This window comes from Kitasatospora sp. NEAU-CNBT7 (genome assembly GCF_057220535.1).
Genome location: NZ_JBXQQB010000031.1, coordinates 25155 through 41988 on the forward strand (window position 1 = coordinate 25155; position 16834 = coordinate 41988).

Consider the following 16834-nt stretch of genomic DNA (forward strand, 5'->3'; position numbering starts at 1 on the left):
ATGGGCGCTCTCGACGAATCACTGACCAAGCTGGTCGGCGACCGCACCGCCAAGGTGCTGGCCGACAGCCTCAAGCTGCGCACGGTCGGCGACCTGCTGCACCACTACCCGCGCCGGTACGTCGAGCGCGGCTCGCTCACCAGCCTGGACGAGCTCGAGGTGGACGAGCACGTCACCGTGCTGGCCCGGATCGAGAAGGTCACCCTGATCCCGTTCAAGGGGCGCAAGGGCGACCGGCTGGAGGTGGTGGTCACCGACGGCCGCAGCCGGCTCAGCCTGGTCTTCTTCAACCAGGGCTGGCGGCAGAAGGAGCTGCGCCCCGGCGCCCAGGGCCTGTTCGCGGGCAAGGTCGGCCTGTTCAACCGCACCCGCCAGCTCGCCTCGCCCGACTACCAGCTGCTGGACGAGGACGCCGGGTCCGAGGCCGCGCAGCAGTTCGCCGGGCGGCTGATCCCGGTCTACCCGGCCAGCGCCCAGCTGCCCAGCTGGAAGCTGTCGCTGTGCGTGCAGACCGCGCTCGACAAGCACCTCGGCGACGTCGGGGAGCCGCTGCCCGCCGCCCTGCGCGACAAGCACGGCCTGATCCCGCTGCCCGAGGCGCTGGAGCTGATCCACCGGCCGCGCAACCAGGCAGACCGCGAGCGCGCCCAGAGCCGGCTGCGCTGGGACGAGGCCTTCGTCCTGCAGGTCGCGCTCGCCATGCGCCGGGCCGCCGACTCCGCGCTGCCCGCCGTCGCCCGCCGGGCCCGCCCCGGCGGCCTGCTCGACGCCTTCGACGCCCGGCTGCCGTTCACCCTGACCGAGGGCCAGCAGAAGGTGTGCGGCGAGATCTTCGCCGACCTCGCGAGCGAACACCCGATGCACCGGCTGCTGCAGGGCGAGGTCGGCTCCGGAAAGACCCTGGTCGCGCTGCGCGCCATGCTCGCGGTGGTCGACGCCGGCGGCCAGGCCGCCCTGCTGGCCCCCACCGAGGTGCTCGCCCAGCAGCACCACCGCTCGATCGTCGAGATGATGGGCGACCTCGCCGAGGGCGGCATGCTCGGCGGCGCCGAGGCCGGCACCAAGGTGGCGCTGCTGACCGGCTCGATGGGCACCGCGGCCCGCCGCCAGACCCTGCTGGAGATGGCCTGCGGGGACGCGGGCATCGCGATCGGCACCCACGCCCTGATCGAGGACAAGGTGCAGTTCCAGGACCTCGGGCTGGTCGTGGTCGACGAGCAGCACCGGTTCGGCGTCGAGCAGCGCGACGCCCTGCGGGCCAAGGGCGAGCGGCCCCCGCACCTGCTGGTGATGACCGCCACCCCGATCCCGCGCACCGTCGCGATGACCGTCTTCGGCGACCTGGAGACCTCGGTCCTGGACCAGCTGCCGGCCGGCCGCTCACCCATCTCCACCCACGTGGTCCCCGCGGTGGAGAAGCCCAACTTCCTGGCCCGCGCCTGGGAGCGGGTCCGCGAGGAGGTCGGCAAGGGCCACCAGGCGTACGTGGTCTGCCCGCGGATCGGCGACGAGCCCGAGGACCCGAAGAAGCGCCGCAAGGCGCTGCCCGACGACCCGGAGGACCTGGGCGCGGCGAGCGACGAGCGGCGGCCGCCGCTGTCGGTGGTGGAGACCGCCGAGATGCTCACCGAGGGGCCGCTGGCCGGGCTGCGGGTGGAGATCCTGCACGGCCGCCTCACCCCCGAGGCCAAGGACGAGGTGATGCGCCGCTTCACCGCCGGACAGGTCGACGTGCTGGTCGCCACCACCGTGATCGAGGTGGGCGTCAACGTCCCCAACTCCACCGCCATGGTGATCATGGACGCGGACCGGTTCGGCGTCTCCCAGCTGCACCAGCTGCGGGGCCGGGTCGGCCGCGGCAGCGCGGCGGGCCTGTGCCTGCTGGTCAGCGACATGCCCGCGGGCAGCTCCGCGCGGGCCCGGCTGGACGCGGTGGCCGGCACCCTGGACGGCTTCGAGCTGTCCCGGATCGACCTCGAGCAGCGCCGCGAGGGCGACGTGCTCGGCCAGGCCCAGTCCGGCGTACGGTCCTCGCTCAAGGTGCTCTCGGTGCTGGACGACGAGGACGTGATCGCCACCGCCCGCGAGGAGGCCACCGCGCTGGTCGCCGGCGACCCCGCGCTGGAGCGCCACCCGGAGCTGCGCACCGCGCTGGAGAGCCTGCTGGACGAGGACCGCGCGGAGTACCTGGAGAAGGGCTGACGGTACGCCAACTGTCAGTGGTCCGGTGGACGATGGCGGTGTTCAGGGCGCACCGGGCGGTGCGCCGCCGGCCCGGCGCGTCCAGGGGGCTCTGTCATGGCATTCGACCGGATCGACGAGATCCCGTCCGTCGGCACGGTGTTCCGGGTCGAGACCGTCGGCGGGCGGGGCAGCGAGGTGGTGCTGACCGTCAGCGGCCCCGGCGCGCTCGGCCGGCTCCGGCTCCCGGCGGCGGACGTCGCCGGGCTGCGCAGCGCCCTCGACCGGGCCCTGGCGGCCGCGGCCGAGCCCGGAGCGCCGCTGCCCGAGGAGGGGCTGGTCCGCCGCTTCCACGCGGGGGAGAGCATCGCCCGGCTGGCCGCCCGGTACGGCCGCACCCCCGACGCGGTCCGGGCCCGGCTGCGCGAGCTGGGCCACGACCCGCGGCGGCCGGAGCACTGCCCGCAGTCGGGCGGCCAGGGTCGCGGCGAGCCGGGCGAGCTGCGCGCCGCGGCGGCAAATCCGGATAGCGTGGTGGGCGCCTAGGAAAGGACCCACCACCCCATGACCCGCGTGATCGCCGGTACGGCCGGCGGCCGTCGACTGGCCGTGCCGCCCGGCCGCACCACCCGCCCGACCTCGGACAAGGCGCGGGAGGCGATGTTCTCCACCCTCGCGGCGCTCCGCGGGACGGTGCACGGCGCCCGGATGCTCGACCTGTTCGGCGGCTCGGGCGCGGTCGGCCTGGAGGCGCTGTCGCGGGGGGCGGTCCACGCCCTGCTGGTGGAGTCCGACCCGAGCGCGGCCCGGGTGATCCGGGAGAACGTGCGCACCCTCGGCCTGCCGGGCGCGGAGGTGCGCGCCGACCGGGCCGAGCGGGTGATCGCGGGCCCGGCCCCGGCCGTCCCCTACGACCTGGTGTTCCTCGATCCGCCGTACTCCGTGACCGACGACGAGGTCCGCGAGATGCTGATCACACTCGGCTCGGGGGGCTGGCTCGGCGAGGACGCACTCGTCACCGTGGAACGCAGCACCCGGGGCGGCGAGTTCGGCTGGCCGGAGGGATTCGAGCCGCTGCGCTCGCGCCGCTACGGCGAAGGCACCCTCTGGTACGGTCGCGCCGCTGCCGAGGCCGACCAGCACCCGTAGCACCAGCAACCCCCACAAGGGAGCACACGCCATGCGCCGCGCCGTCTGTCCGGGGTCCTTCGACCCCATCACCAACGGGCACCTCGACATCATCGAGCGCGCCTCGAAGCTGTACGACGTGGTCCATGTCGCCGTGCTGATCAACCGGAACAAGCAGGGCATGTTCACCGTCGAGGAGCGCATCGCGCTGATCGAGGAGACCTGCGGCCGGCTGGGCAACATCGAGGTCGAGGCGCACAGCGGCCTGCTGGTGGACTTCTGCCGGGAGCGCGGGATCCCGGCCATCATCAAGGGCCTGCGCGCGGTCAGCGACTTCGACTACGAGCTGCAGATGGCCCAGATGAACCACGGCCTGACCGGGGTCGAGACGCTCTTCGTGCCCACCTCGCCGACCTACAGCTTCCTGTCCTCCTCGCTGGTCAAGGAGGTCGCCTCGCTCGGCGGCGACGTCTCCCACCTGCTGCCGGAGACGGTCAACCGCCGGCTGATCGCGCGGATCGCCGAGCGCCGGGGCTGATCCCGGCCGATCCCGCCGCAATCCGGACACTCCTGGCGAACTGTCACATCCTGTCCGCCTGTCGGGTGGCGCGGGGGCCTCGGGCGTTGTGAGCTCCGGGTGCACTGGCCGTACAGTCTGTATCCCCGCCCCGTGGGCGCTGCCGAGCCGACGGGGACTGCCCCCGCCGCACCTCGGCGGCACACGGAAAGACTGATGCGCCCGTGGACGTGCAGCAGAAACTCGACGAGATCGTCGCCGTGGTGGAGAACGCCCGCGCGATGCCGATGTCGGCGTCCTGCGTGGTCAACCGGGCCGAGTTGGTCGGGCTGCTCCGGGACCTCCGCGAGACCATGCCGGCCGAACTCGCCCAGGCCCAGTCGGTGGTCGCCGACCACCAGCAGCTGGTGGCCGACGCGCAGGCGCAGGCCGACCACATCATCCGCGGCGCGCACGACGAGCGCGGCTCGCTGATCTCCGACACCGAGGTGGTCCGCCAGGCCCAGGCGGAGGCGGACCGGATCCTCGGCGAGGCCCGCACCGAGGCGCAGACCAAGCGCGCCGAGGCCGACGACTACGTCGACAGCAAGCTCGCCAACTTCGAGGTGGTCCTCACCAAGACGCTCGGCGCCGTCGGCCGCGGCCGCACCAAGCTGCGCGGCGCGGCGGGCGTCTACGAGGCCGACGGGCAGGGCGAGGGCGACGGCGAGGAGTTCCAGCCGCACGCCACCCCGAGCCCCGAGGTCGACGAGTACGTCGATGTGAAGCTCGCCACCCTGGAGGCGGTCCTCAGCAAGACCCTGGAGGCCGTCGGCAAGGGCCGCGACACCCTGCTCGGCAAGGCCCCGATCGACGAGCTCGGCGCCTACCTGGCCGCCGCCGACGAGGCCCAGCAGCTGAAGGCCCGCGCCGAGGCGGTGGCCTCCGGCTTCGCCGAGGACGGCGAGGAGCAGCCCTGGTACCGCGAGGAGGCCGTGCCCCAGCAGCAGAGCTGGCCGGACCAGACCCCCGCCGCGGCCGGCTGGCAGGCCCCCGGCGAGGAGGGCTACGCCGCACCGCAGTACGCGGAGGTCTACGGCGGCGGCTACGACCCGTCCGGTGCCCCGCAGACCGACCAGTGGGGCAACCCGCTGCAGCCGGGCGACGGCGGCCAGTACGGCTACCAGCAGCAGCCGGCGTACCCGGGCCAGGACCCGTACTACCAGCAGCAGGGCGGCTACCAGCAGCAGCCGCAGTACGACGCCTGGGGCAACCCGGTGCCGGACGGCTCGGGCGGCTACCCGCAGCAGCAGCACCAGCAGCAGGCCCAGGTGCCGCAGCAGGCCGGGCTGGACGAGACCAGCTTCTTCGACACCAGCATGATCGACATGACCCGCCTGCGGGAGCTCGGCGGCCGCTGACGGCGGCCGCCCGCGGCGGGCGGTGCGGGGCCGAAGTTGGGCCTGGCCGCACTCTCCGGTAGTCTGACCACTCGGCCTGTTCCGGGGCCGTCGGCTGCCCGCAACACGGCGGCAACACACTCTTCAGCAAACCGCGGCACCCGCGACAGCGGGGCCGCCGCCAGGAAGTCAGGACACCTTGAACCGCCTCGACCACCGCGACCCGCTCGTGTTCGACACGCATGAGCTCGGCCGTCGCCCCGGTTCGCTGCGCAGGGTCTCCCGCACCCTCCCGGCCCCCGAGGGCCTCGGCATCGAAGACGTGATCGGCGTCCCGGGCAAGAGCGAGATCGCCCTGGAACTGCGGATGGAGTCCGTGGTCGAGGGCGTCCTGGTGACCGGCACCGCCGAGGCCAAGGTCGAGGGCGAGTGCGTGCGCTGCCTGGAGCCGGTGGAGGACGACCTGGAGGTCGACTTCCAGGAGCTGTACTACTACCCGGAGTCCGACGACCGCGGCCGCGGCCGGGCCACGGGTGGCGACGAGGACCTCGACGAGGACTCGGACGACGAGACTTACCGCCTGGAGGGCGACTTCTTCGACCTCCAGCCGGTGCTGCGTGACGCGGTGGTGCTCGCACTGCCGCTGCAGCCGGTGTGCCAGGACGACTGCCTGGGTCTGTGCGTCGAATGCGGCGCACGCCTGAGCGACGACCCGTCGCACCACCACGACGCCGCCGACCCCCGGTGGGCGGCTCTGCAGGGACTCTCCGCCGCCCCCGGCGACGAGGGTGACGGAATCAAGAACAGCGGTACCCGTGAGGGTCTCGCCGAGAACCAGGAGAAGTAGCCGTGGCTGTTCCGAAGCGGAAGATGTCGCGCAGCAACACGCGCCACCGCCGTTCCAACTGGAAGGCCGTCGTTCCGGCCCTCGTGGCGTGCGACCGCTGCCACGAGCCGAAGCTCGGTCACATCGCGTGCCCCAGCTGCGGCACGTACAACCGCCGCCAGGTCCTCTCGGTCTGATCGGCAGGGTGCACGGATCGATGTCGGAGAGCAACTCCCCCCGCAAGCAGGCTCCCAGCGCGAAGGACTCTTCCAACGGGAGCAAGGGCGGCGGGCCGGCGTCGACCGAATACGACGTCCTGGAAGGGCGCCTCGGGTACACGCTCGAGCGCGCCCTTCTGGTGCGTGCCCTCACCCACCGTAGCTACGCCTACGAGAACGGTGGACTGCCCACCAACGAGCGCCTGGAGTTCCTCGGCGACTCGGTGCTGGGCCTCGTGGTGACCGACACCCTCTACCGCCTCCACCCGGAGGTCGCCGAGGGCACGCTCGCCAAGCTCCGCGCCGCGGTGGTCAACTCCCGCGCGCTCGCCGAGGTCGGCCGCGGCCTGGACCTCGGTGCCTTCATCCGGCTCGGCAAGGGTGAGGAGGGGACCGGCGGACGCGACAAGTCCTCCATCCTCGCCGACACCGTCGAGGCCGTGATCGGCGCCGTCTACCTGGACCAGGGCCTGGACGCCGCCACCGCCTTCGTGCACGGGCTGTTCGACCCGCTCATCGCGGAGTCCGCCCAGCTCGGAGCGGGCCTCGACTGGAAGACCAGCCTCCAGGAGCTGACCGCCTCGGTCGGCATCGGAGTGCCGGAGTACGTGGTCACCGAGTCCGGTCCGGACCACGAGAAGACCTTCACCGCCGCGGCCCGGGTGGCCGGCGAGGACTTCGGGCACGGCAGTGGCCGCTCGAAGAAGGAAGCAGAGCAGAAGGCCGCGGAGAGCGCCTGGCGGGCCATCAAGGCCAAGTACGCCGACGACCGCCCCGGCGCCGCAGTCTGACCGGGCCGGGGGGCCGAGGTGCCTGAACTTCCCGAGGTCGAGGTGGTCCGGCGGGGTCTCGCCCGCTGGGCGGCCGGCCGTACCGTCTCCCAGGTGCAGGTCCTGCACCCGCGCTCGGTGCGCCGCCAGCCCGGCGGCGCCGCCGAGTTCGCCGCCCGGCTGACCGGCAGCACCCTCGGCGAGGCCCACCGGCGCGGCAAGTACCTCTGGGTGCCGCTCGGCGACCACCAGTCGATGACCGGCCACCTCGGCATGAGCGGCCAGCTGCTCGTCCAGGACCCGGCCACCCCGGACGAGACCCACCTGCGGGTCCGGCTGCGCTTCACCGACGGCGGCCGGGAACTGCGCTTCGTCGACCAGCGGACCTTCGGCGGCCTCGCCGTCGAGGAGGCCGAGCCCGACGACCCCGAGCACACCCCGGTCTCCATCGCGCACATCGCCCGCGACCCGCTCGACCCGCGCTTCGACGACGCGGCGTTCATCGCCGCGCTGCGGGCCAAGCGCACCACCGTCAAGCGGGCGCTGCTGGACCAGACCCTGATCAGCGGCGTCGGCAACATCTACGCCGACGAGTCGCTGTGGCGCGCCGCCCTGCACTACGACCGGCCGACCACCGGCCTGACCCGCCCGAAGGCCGCCGAACTGCTCGGGCACGCCCGCGACGTGATGACCGCGGCGCTGGCCGTCGGCGGCACCAGCTTCGACAGCCTCTACGTCAACGTCAACGGTGAGAGCGGCTACTTCTCCCGCGAGCTCGACGCCTACGGGCGGGAGGGCGAGCCCTGCCGCCGCTGCGGCACCGCGATCCGCCGCGACCCGTGGATGAACCGCTCCAGCTACTTCTGCCCCCGCTGCCAGCGGGTGCCGCGGGTCCGCTAGACACGGCCCAGGCCGCACGGGCGGGACCCGGTCACGGCCCGTGGATCTCCCCGGCTCAGTGGCCGGCGGGCTCCGGCAGCTTGGGCTGGGCGCCGTGCAGTTCGGCCTCGCTCTGGCCGAAGTACGCCACGCCGACCGCGCTCACCACCGCGAGCACGAAGCCGACCACCGCCAGCCAGCCCAGTCCGGCCCGGGAGGTGTCGCCCAGCCAGAGCACCCCGACCGCGCCCGGCACCACCGTCTCACCGACCACCAGCGCGGCGGTCGCCCCGTTCACCGAGCCGACCTGCAGCGCCACCGTGTGCAGGTACATCCCGCCGAGGCCGCCGACCAGGATCGCGTACAGCGCCGGGTCGCCGACCAGGGCGACCAGGTCGAACGGCTGGACGCCGTCGAGGATCCGCACGCCGATGCCGAGCGCGCCGAAGCCGAGCCCCGACAGCAGACCGGCCACGATCGCCGCACCGCGCCCGAGCCGCCGCACCAGCAGGCTGCCGCCCGCGATCACCACCACCGAGGCGCCCAGCAGCCACCAGTGGAAGGAGCGTGCCGCCTCGTGCCCGCCCTCGGGGCCCGCCGCGACGGCCAGCAGCACCAGGGCGCCGCACAGCATCGCGATCGAGATCCACTCCAGCTGCCGCAGCCGCAGCCCGAGCAGCTTGATGCTGAGCAGCGCGGTGATCACCAGGTTGGCGCTGATGATGGTCTGGGAGAGGAACAGCGGCAGCAGCCTGGCGGCCAGCGCGCCCAGCCCGAAGCCGACCAGGTCGAGCACCGTGCCGACGATGAACTCCCAGGTCACCGCGGCCTTGGCGGTGGACGACAGGCTCGGTCCGCCGTGCTCGGTCTCCCCGGCCCCCAGGCCGCGGGCGGCCACCTCCTCGCGGGCCGACCGGCGGGTGCCGACGGCCTGCAGGACGGAGCCGGTGCCGTAGCAGACGGAGGCCGCGACGGCGGTGACGAGTCCGATGATCACCAAATGCTCCGATCAGGGCGGGCCGGGGGTGGGAGAGCAGGCACCACTATGCCTGGTCACGGTGGTGGTGGATCACTCCGGCGCCCAAGACCGGCCGCTCGGCGGGGGGCGGGTCAGCCTGAGGTACCGGGGCGGGTCCGTCTGAGGTATCGGCACACCACCGGCCCCGGAAGGTACGGTCGGTCCCATGAGAACCGTTCCCCGCCGGACCGCCGTCACCGGCCCGGCCGTCCTGCTCGCCGCGCTGCTCGGCCTGCTGCTCCTGCTGGCCGGCCCGGCCTCGGCCGCGTCCGGGGTGGACCAGGCGGCCGCCGCGCTCAAGCAGGGGCAGGTGTACGTCGACCCGGCGATGACCGGCCGGTTCTCCGAGGCCCAGGCCGCCGCACTGACCCGGCGGATCGAGCAGGCCGACAAGCCGATCTTCGTCGCGGTGGTCCCGGCCGACGCGAACTACCCGGCGAAGACCGTGGCCCAGGACCTGCGGACCAAGGTCGGCATCGTCGGCGTGTACGCGATCTGGCGCGGCGACGAGTTCCGGGCCTTCGCCGACCGCCAGGCGCTCCCGGTCGGCACCCCCGACCGGCTGGCCGGCGCCGCCGCCCGCTCGCACCCCGGCGACATCGGCGCCACCCTCGACGACTTCGTCGGCCAGGCCGCCGCCCAGACCAAGGGCCACGGCGTGGACTCCGGCGGGATCAGCACCGCCGCGATCGTGATCCCGGCCGCGCTGGTCGCCCTGGCGGCCGGCGGCGGCTTCCTGCTGCTGCGCCGCTCCAAGCGGCGCAAGCTCGCCCGGGAGCAGGCCGAGCTGGCCCAGCTGCGCACCGTCGTCGACGAGGACATCACCGCCTTCGGCGAGGAACTCGACCGCCTGGAGTTCAGCCCCGGCGCCGCCGACGCGGACGACGCCCAGCGCGCCGACTACACCCACGCCCTGGACTCCTACGAGCGGGCCAAGCAGACCATGGACGCGGCTCGTCGGCCCCAGGACGTCCGCCCGGTCACCGAGGCGCTGGCGGACGGCCGGTTCGCGCTCGCCGCGCTCGCCGCCCGGCGCGAGGGGCGGCCGCTGCCGGAGCGCCGGCTGCCCTGCTTCTTCGACCCCCGGCACGGTCCGTCGGTCCAGGACGCCGACTGGGCCCCGCCCGGCGGTGCGCCGCGCACCGTCCCGGTCTGCGCCGCCGACGCGGCCCGGCTGGCGAGCGGCCAGGACCCGGACATCCGGACCGTGCGCACCGACCACGGCGACCAGCCGTACTGGAACGCCGGCCCGGCGTACAGCCCCTGGGCGGGCGGCTACTTCGGCTCGGGGATCCTGCCCGGCCTGCTGGTCGGCACCCTGCTCGGCTCGGCGATGAGCCCCGGTACCGCGTGGGCCGGCCAGGACGGAACGGGCGGCTACGACGGCAGCAACGGGGTGGACCCCGGCGACTACTCGGGCGGCGACTTCAACTCCTCCGACTTCGGCGGCGGCTTCGGCGACTCGGGCGGCGGCGATTTCGGCGGCGGCGACTTCGGGGGCGGCGGGGACTTCGGCGGCTTCTGAGCGGCGCCCGGCCCGGTCCGCGGGCCTGCCCGGCCCCGGCGGCGGAGCGGGCCTGCCGATAGGGTCGACGCATGCACGGTGATCACAGTCAGCAGCCGGTCCGGGTCACCGCGTGGGTCCGCGGGCGGGTCCAGCAGGTCGGGTTCCGGTGGTGGACCCGGGCGCGGGCGCTGGAGATCGGCCTGACCGGCTACACCAGCAACCTCGGCGACGGCCGGGTGCAGGTGGTCGCCGAGGGGCTGCACGCCGAGTGCGAGGAACTGCTCGCGGCGCTGCGCGGGCCAGGCACTCCGGGCCAGGTCAGCGGTGTCACCGAGATCTGGAGCGCGACCGGGGACGGTTATCCGGGGTTCGAGATCCGCTGATCGTCAAGCCGGTGCGGCCGAGTGTCCCCCGCTCGGGGCAACTGCCGGTGTCATGCGGTTGCCAACCGGGCAGACTCGTGGTTGACTCCGCACCGAGCAGTGATCCACCGGGCCCCGGTGGGCCCACCCCGCCCCCCTTGGCGTGACCGTCCCGCCATGCAGGTGACAGGGGTTCGGTAGCGTGCCGTGATCGTGTTGACCCGTACCGTCTTTGGTGAGACTCTGGAAACCCGCACACGTCCGCGTTTTCCCGGTCGGGTCATTCCGTCGTGGGCCCAGCTCACTGTGGTCGTCCCGAGTGCCCAGCCAGCACAGCCGGTCGCGCCGTCGGGTGCGAGTTCCCTTCCCCCTAGACCAGTACCGCTCCCGGTTCGGTCACTCAGCGTGGAGGACCATTCATCATGGCAAAGGCGCTTCTCGGGTACGTCGGCGGCCCCGACCCGCGAATGCTCTCCGAGATGCGACGGCTCCAGCAGCGCGTCCAGGACCTGGAGGCCGAGCTCACCCGGCTCCAGACGGAGAACGACGCACTACTCGCTGTCGCTGACGAGCACTCACTGCTCAGCAGCATCGAACTGGACCACCGGGAGCCCGCCCTCACCTGAGCCCGCCCGGTCCTCGAAGATCGACGCTGTCGTGCACTGAGCCCCCCGATTCGGGGAAAGCAGCCTGCAAGGGACGTCCTGGGACGTCCCTTCGTCGTGTCCGGCCATCAGTCGCATGCGGTCTTTATTTCCGGTAAAGGTGCCCAGCCCCGGCGTGGTCAAACCGGCTCCTGACGACCGACTGTCCGCAACGGCGGCTACAGTCGCCGACAGAGCCGGATCGCCGAGGTCGGAAGGGCCCGCGCGTGCACCTGAAAAGCCTGACCCTGCGCGGGTTCAAGTCCTTCGCCTCGGCCACCACGCTGCGCTTCGAACCGGGCATCACCTGTGTCGTGGGCCCGAACGGCTCCGGCAAGTCCAACGTGGTGGACGCGCTGTCCTGGGTGATGGGCGAGCAGGGCGCCAAGTCCCTGCGCGGCGGGAAGATGGAGGACGTCATCTTCGCCGGGACCAGCGGCCGCGCGCCGCTCGGCCGGGCCGAGGTGAGCCTGACCATCGACAACGCCGACGGCGCCCTGCCGATCGACTACTCCGAGGTGACGATCACCCGGACCATGTTCCGCAACGGCGGCAGCGAGTACGCCCTCAACGGCACCACCTGCCGCCTGCTCGACATCCAGGAGCTGCTCTCCGACTCCGGCATCGGCCGGGAGATGCACGTCATCGTCGGCCAGGGACAGCTCGACTCCGTCCTGCACGCCGACCCGATGGGCCGGCGCGCCTTCATCGAGGAGGCGGCCGGCGTCCTCAAGCACCGCAAGCGCAAGGAGAAGGCGCTGCGGAAGCTGGACGCGATGCAGGGCAACCTCAACCGCGTCCAGGACCTCGTCGCCGAACTGCGCCGCCAGCTCGGACCGCTCGGCCGGCAGGCCAGGATCGCCCGGCGGGCGGCCGGGATCCAGGCCGACCTGCGCGACGCCCGGCTGCGGCTGCTCGCCGACGACCTGCTGACCCTGCGCGAGGCCGTCCAGGCCGAGATCGCCGACGAGCTGGCGCTGAAACTCCGCCGCTCCACCGTCGAGCAGCAGCTGGCCGGGGCACTGCAGCGCGAGGCCGTCCTGGAGGCGCAGGTCGAGCAGCTCGGCCCGCAGCTGGAGGCGGCCCGGCAGACCTGGTACCGGCTGTCCGCCCTGGCCGAACGCACCCGCGGCACCATCGGCCTGGCCGAGGCGAAGGTGCGCCACGCGCTCGGCGGCGGGGCGCAGGAGGAGCGGCGCGGCCGCGACCCGCAGGAGCTGGAGCGCGAGGCCCAGCAGGTCCGCGAGGAGGAGCAGGCGCTCGCCGAGGCCCTGGAGCAGGCGCAGTACGCGCTCGCCGAGGCCGTCGAGGAGCGGTCCGAGCTGGAGGCCGCACTCGCCGAGGAGGAGGGCCGGCTGAGGGCCGCCGCCCGGGCCGTCGCCGACCGCCGGGAGGGACTGGCCAGGCTGCAGGGCCAGGCGGCCGCCGCGCGCTCCAGGGCGGCGGGCGCCGAGGCGGAGATCGGCCGGCTGGCCGAGTCGGCGCAGGAGGCGGCACTGCGGGCCGAGGCCGCCCACCAGGAGTACGAGGAACTGCGCGAGCAGGCCGAGGAGGCCCACGGGGGCGACGAGGCGCTCGACGACACCCACCGCCGGACCGCCGAGGAGCTGGCCCTGGCGGAGCACGTCCTGGCGGACGCCCGCGAGACGGCCGGAGCCGCCGGACGGGAGCGCGCGGCCCTGACGGCGCGGCACGAGACGCTGGCGCTCGGCCTGCGCCGCAAGGACGGCACCGGCGCGCTCCTCGGCGAGGACGGTCCGGCGGGTGTGCTCGGCCCGGTCGCCGAACTGCTCACGGCGGCGCCCGGCCACGAGGTGGCGGTGGCGGCGGCGCTCGGCGCGGCCGCGGACGCGGTGGCCGTGGACGGGCTCGGCCCGGCCGCCGAGGCGCTGCAGCGGCTGCGCACCGGGGACGCGGGCCGGGCCGCCCTGCTGATCGCCGGGCCCGGGCCGGACGGTGGGCCGGTGCCGTCGCGGCCGCCGCTGCCGGAGGGCGCCCGCTGGGCGGTGGAGCTGCTCACCGGGCCCGCCGGTCTGCTGGCCGCCGCCGGCGCCCTGCTGGCGGACACCGTCGTGGTGGCCGACCTCGCCGCGGCCCGTCGGCTGGTGGGGGAGCGGCCGGCGCTGACCGCCGTCACGGCCGAGGGCGACCTGCTGGCGGCGCACCTCGCGCAGGGCGGCTCGGCCGGCCCGCCGAGCCAGTTGGAGACCCAGGCCGCCGTCGACCGGACGGCGGGGCTGATCGAGGAGTGCGCGCAGCGGGAGACCGCCGCGGCCGCGCTGCTGGCACAGGCCACCGAGCGGCGGCGGGAGCTCTCCGCCCGGCTGGAGGAGCTGGCCACCCGGCGTCGGCAGGCCGAACGCGAACGGGCGCAGCTCGCCGGTTCGCTCGGCCGGCTCGGCGGGCAGGCCCGGGCCGCGGCGGGGGAGGCCGAGCGGCTGGCTGCGGCGGCCGCCCGGGCCGAGGACGGGCTGGCCGAGGCGCTGGCGGCCGCCGAGGAGCTGGCCGGGCGGCTGGCCGCGGCCGAGGAGTCCGCCGACGCCGACGAGGAGCCGGACGCCGCCGAGCGCGACCGGCTGGCGGCCGCCGGGTCGGCGGCCCGGCAGGCCGAGCTGGAGGCCAGGCTGGCGGTGCGCACCCATGAGGAGCGGGTGCGGGCGCTCGCGGGCCGGGCCGACCAGCTGGACCGGGCGGCCAGGGCCGAACGGGAGGCCCGGGCCAGGGCCGCCGAGCGGCGCGAACGTGCCCGCCGGGACGGCGCGGTGGCGACCGCGGTCGCGGCGGGCGCACGGCAGCTGCTCGGCCGGCTGGAGCTCTCGCTGGGCCGCGCGGAGGCGGAGCGCACCGCCGCGGAGCAGGCCAGGGCGGAGCGCGAGAGCGAGCTGCGCGCCGGGCGGGAGACCGGCCGCGAGCTCAAGTCCGAACTCGACCGGCTGGTCGACGCGGGCCACCGCGACGAGGTGCTGAGGGCCGAGAAGCGGCTGCGGATCGAGCAGCTGGAGGCCAGGGCACTGGAGGAGTTCGGCATCGAGGGCGCCGAACTCCTCGCCTCGTACGGGCCGGCGGTGCCGGTGCCGCCGTCCGCCCCGCAGGAGGGCGAGGAGCCGGGGGAGCCGGTGCCGTACGTCCGGGCCGAGCAGGAGAAGCGGCTGCGGGCGGCCGAGCGGGCGTACCAGCAGCTGGGCAAGGTCAATCCGCTGGCGCTGGAGGAGTTCGCGGCGCTGGAGGAGCGCCACCAGTTCCTCGGGGAGCAGCTGGACGACCTGCGGCGCAGCCGCCGCGACCTGATGGACATCGTGCGGGACGTGGACGTGCGGGTGGAGCAGCTGTTCACGGCGGCGTACCACGACACCGCGGCGCAGTTCGAGGGGGTGTTCTCGCGGCTGTTCCCCGGCGGGGAGGGGCGGCTGGTGCTGACCGACCCGGAGTCGATGCTGACCACCGGGGTGGAGGTGGAGGCCCGGCCGCCCGGGAAGAAGGTGAAGCGGCTGTCGCTGCTGTCGGGCGGTGAGCGCTCGCTGACGGCGGTGGCGCTGCTGGTCGCGATCTTCAAGGCGCGGCCCAGCCCGTTCTACGTGATGGACGAGGTGGAGGCGGCGCTGGACGAGACCAACCTGCGCCGACTGGTCTCGATCATGGAGGAGCTGCGGGAGAGCTCCCAGCTGATCGTGATCACCCACCAGAAGCTGACCATGGAGTCGGCCGACGCCCTCTACGGCGTCACCATGAAGGGCGACGGCATCTCCCAGGTGATCAGCCAGCGGCTGCGCGAGGGCGCGAAGCCCGGCCGCGCCGCCGAGGGGGCGTCGGCCGCACGGCCGGGCGAGGGGGACGGGCGGGCGCGGCCCGGGCTGCCCCGGCAGCAGGAGTCCGCCGCCGCCGTCGGGCCGACGGACTGATCCACCCGCCGACACCCGGGGCGTTGGCGCCCGCCGCGGGCCCTTCGCGGATACTGGACGGGTTGTGACTCCTCCCCCTCGCGACCGAGGGGGCTTCTCACCGGGCCGCCCCCACCGGGCCGCGGCGCCCAGGGCCGACGGTGAGGCGGCGGTGCGTCGTGCGCCGGTGACCGAAGGATCACGTGGACCGGTCGGTCCGGGTCGTGGGATTCAGCGAAGGAGATGGATGTGGAGTATGTGATCCTCGCGGTCGTCATCGCGGTGCTTGCCGTCGGTGCGGTCGCGGGCCTGGTGGTGTCGGGCCGACGGCGCAAGGAGCTGCCGCCGAAGGCGCAGACCCCGGTCGTCGCACCGCCCACGCCCCGCGCGCCCGAGGTCGGTGAGGCGCCCGCCGAGGCGCCCGCGGAGACGGCGCCGGTCACCGGGGCACCGGACGAGGCGGCCACCGCCGAGGGCACCGCGGTCGAGGAGACCGCGGTGGAGGAGGCCACGGTCGAGGAGGCCGTCGCGCCGCCCGCCATCGAGGTCCCCGAGCCGACGGCCGGCCGGCTGGTCCGGCTGCGCTCGCGGCTCTCGCGCTCGCAGAACACGCTGGGCAAGGGCCTGCTGACGCTGCTCTCCCGGGACCGCCTGGACGAGGACACCTGGGAGGAGATCGAGGAGACCCTGATCACCGCCGACGTCGGTGTGGCCGCCACCCAGGAGCTGGTGGACAGCCTGCGCACCCGGGTCAAGGTGCTCGGCACCCGCACCCCCGCCGAGCTGCGCAAGCTGCTCGCCGAGGAGCTGACCGGGCTGATCGGCGCCGACACCGACCGTTCGCTGAGCACCGCCAGGCACGAGGACGGCCGTCCGGCCGTCGTCCTGGTGGTCGGCGTCAACGGCGTGGGCAAGACCACCACCTCCGGCAAGCTCGGCCGGGTGCTGGTGGCCGACGGCCGCAAGGTGGTGCTCGGCGCCGCCGACACCTTCCGTGCCGCCGCCGCCGACCAGCTGCAGACCTGGGGCGAGCGGGTCGGCGCGCAGACCGTGCGCGGCCCGGAGGGCGGCGACCCGGCCTCGGTCGCCTTCGACGCGGTCAAGGAGGGCATCGCCGAGGGCGCGGACACCGTGCTGATCGACACGGCGGGCCGGCTGCACACCAAGACCGGCCTGATGGACGAGCTCGGCAAGGTCAAGCGGGTGGTCGAGAAGCACGGCCCGGTCGACGAGGTGCTGCTGGTCCTGGACGCCACCACCGGTCAGAACGGGCTGGTGCAGGCCCGGGTCTTCGCCGAGGTCGTCGACATCACCGGCATCGTGCTGACCAAGCTGGACGGCACCGCCAAGGGCGGCATCGTGATCTCGGTCCAGCGCGAGCTGGGCGTACCGGTCAAGCTGATCGGGCTCGGCGAGGGCGCGGACGACCTGGCGCCGTTCGAGCCGGCCGCGTTCGTGGACGCGCTGATCGGCGACTGACCGGAGCCGGCCGCGGCCGCCAGGGCGCGTCCGCAGCGTCGCGTCGGA

General features: G+C 74.3%; 15 protein-coding genes. 14 read left to right on the forward strand and 1 reads right to left on the reverse strand.

The features are described from left to right. The 9 genes from recG (at nt 1) to mutM (ending at nt 7919) form a co-directional block, all read left to right on the forward strand. A complete protein-coding gene (recG, locus tag AC2TEW_RS30450; RefSeq protein ID WP_484626573.1) occupies nt 1–2202 on the forward strand; it encodes an ATP-dependent DNA helicase RecG in 2202 nt (733 codons plus the stop codon). A 96-nt stretch (nt 2203–2298) separates the two neighbouring features. Continuing rightward, a complete protein-coding gene (locus tag AC2TEW_RS30455; RefSeq protein ID WP_484626574.1) occupies nt 2299–2727 on the forward strand; it encodes a hypothetical protein in 429 nt (142 codons plus the stop codon). 18 nt (nt 2728–2745) lie between these two features. After that, the gene (gene rsmD, locus AC2TEW_RS30460; protein WP_484626575.1) at nt 2746–3330 is read left to right on the forward strand and encodes a 16S rRNA (guanine(966)-N(2))-methyltransferase RsmD; all 585 of its coding nucleotides are present in this window, start codon (nt 2746–2748) and stop codon (nt 3328–3330) included. A 31-nt stretch (nt 3331–3361) separates the two neighbouring features. Continuing rightward, nucleotides 3362–3847, forward strand: a complete 486-nt coding sequence (coaD, locus tag AC2TEW_RS30465; protein ID WP_033818757.1) for a pantetheine-phosphate adenylyltransferase — start codon at nt 3362–3364, stop codon at nt 3845–3847. 203 nt (nt 3848–4050) lie between these two features. Next, nucleotides 4051–5226 carry a F0F1 ATP synthase subunit B gene (locus AC2TEW_RS30470; RefSeq protein ID WP_484626576.1) on the forward strand — a complete coding sequence of 392 codons (1176 nt, stop codon included), beginning with the start codon at nt 4051–4053 and terminating at the stop codon, nt 5224–5226. Nucleotides 5227–5404: 178 nt separating this feature from the next. Beyond that, nucleotides 5405–6052: a YceD family protein gene (locus AC2TEW_RS30475; RefSeq protein WP_484626577.1), complete on the forward strand. Its 648-nt coding sequence runs from the start codon at nt 5405–5407 to the stop codon at nt 6050–6052. Between the two features lie 2 nt (nt 6053–6054). After that, nucleotides 6055–6228 carry a 50S ribosomal protein L32 gene (gene rpmF / locus AC2TEW_RS30480; RefSeq protein ID WP_030056747.1) on the forward strand — a complete coding sequence of 58 codons (174 nt, stop codon included), beginning with the start codon at nt 6055–6057 and terminating at the stop codon, nt 6226–6228. 20 nt (nt 6229–6248) lie between these two features. Next, nucleotides 6249–7040, forward strand: a complete 792-nt coding sequence (rnc, locus tag AC2TEW_RS30485; RefSeq protein ID WP_033818760.1) for a ribonuclease III — start codon at nt 6249–6251, stop codon at nt 7038–7040. An 18-nt stretch (nt 7041–7058) separates the two neighbouring features. Then, entirely contained in the window at nt 7059–7919 is an 861-nt protein-coding gene (mutM, locus tag AC2TEW_RS30490) for a bifunctional DNA-formamidopyrimidine glycosylase/DNA-(apurinic or apyrimidinic site) lyase (protein WP_484626578.1), read from the forward strand. 55 nt (nt 7920–7974) lie between these two features. Here the strand turns inward: mutM and AC2TEW_RS30495 are convergent, their stop codons facing one another. Further along, complete coding sequence (locus tag AC2TEW_RS30495) at nt 7975–8895, reverse strand: DMT family transporter (RefSeq protein WP_484626579.1); 921 nt, start codon at nt 8893–8895, stop codon at nt 7975–7977. Nucleotides 8896–9082: 187 nt separating this feature from the next. On the opposite strand from AC2TEW_RS30495, the gene AC2TEW_RS30500 reads away from it, so the two are divergent. The 5 genes from AC2TEW_RS30500 (at nt 9083) to ftsY (ending at nt 16786) form a co-directional block, all read left to right on the forward strand. Then, nucleotides 9083–10441: a hypothetical protein gene (locus AC2TEW_RS30500; RefSeq protein ID WP_484626580.1), complete on the forward strand. Its 1359-nt coding sequence runs from the start codon at nt 9083–9085 to the stop codon at nt 10439–10441. Between the two features lie 71 nt (nt 10442–10512). Then, nucleotides 10513–10806 carry an acylphosphatase gene (locus tag AC2TEW_RS30505; protein ID WP_033818763.1) on the forward strand — a complete coding sequence of 98 codons (294 nt, stop codon included), beginning with the start codon at nt 10513–10515 and terminating at the stop codon, nt 10804–10806. A 401-nt stretch (nt 10807–11207) separates the two neighbouring features. Beyond that, a complete protein-coding gene (locus AC2TEW_RS30510; RefSeq protein WP_033818764.1) occupies nt 11208–11411 on the forward strand; it encodes a hypothetical protein in 204 nt (67 codons plus the stop codon). Nucleotides 11412–11656: 245 nt separating this feature from the next. Next, complete coding sequence (gene smc, locus AC2TEW_RS30515) at nt 11657–15328, forward strand: chromosome segregation protein SMC (protein ID WP_484626581.1); 3672 nt, start codon at nt 11657–11659, stop codon at nt 15326–15328. Nucleotides 15329–15550: 222 nt separating this feature from the next. Next, on the forward strand, nt 15551–16786 hold the full coding sequence (gene ftsY, locus AC2TEW_RS30520; protein ID WP_484626582.1) for a signal recognition particle-docking protein FtsY: 1236 nt from the start codon (nt 15551–15553) through the stop codon (nt 16784–16786). Nucleotides 16787–16834 lie beyond the last annotated feature (48 nt).

Excerpts from the sequence above, each read along its gene's own strand:
- rsmD (WP_484626575.1), top strand. The coding sequence starts at position 2,746 with ATGACCCGCGTGATCGCCGGTACGGCCGGCGGCCGTCGACTGGCCGTG.
- coaD (WP_033818757.1), top strand. The coding sequence starts at position 3,362 with ATGCGCCGCGCCGTCTGTCCGGGGTCCTTCGACCCCATCACCAACGGG.
- recG (WP_484626573.1), top strand. The coding sequence starts at position 1 with ATGGGCGCTCTCGACGAATCACTGACCAAGCTGGTCGGCGACCGCACC.
- AC2TEW_RS30510 (WP_033818764.1), top strand. The coding sequence starts at position 11,208 with ATGGCAAAGGCGCTTCTCGGGTACGTCGGCGGCCCCGACCCGCGAATG.
- ftsY (WP_484626582.1), top strand. The coding sequence starts at position 15,551 with ATGGATGTGGAGTATGTGATCCTCGCGGTCGTCATCGCGGTGCTTGCC.
- AC2TEW_RS30500 (WP_484626580.1), top strand. The coding sequence starts at position 9,083 with ATGAGAACCGTTCCCCGCCGGACCGCCGTCACCGGCCCGGCCGTCCTG.
- AC2TEW_RS30455 (WP_484626574.1), top strand. The coding sequence starts at position 2,299 with ATGGCATTCGACCGGATCGACGAGATCCCGTCCGTCGGCACGGTGTTC.
- rnc (WP_033818760.1), top strand. The coding sequence starts at position 6,249 with ATGTCGGAGAGCAACTCCCCCCGCAAGCAGGCTCCCAGCGCGAAGGAC.
- AC2TEW_RS30505 (WP_033818763.1), top strand. The coding sequence starts at position 10,513 with ATGCACGGTGATCACAGTCAGCAGCCGGTCCGGGTCACCGCGTGGGTC.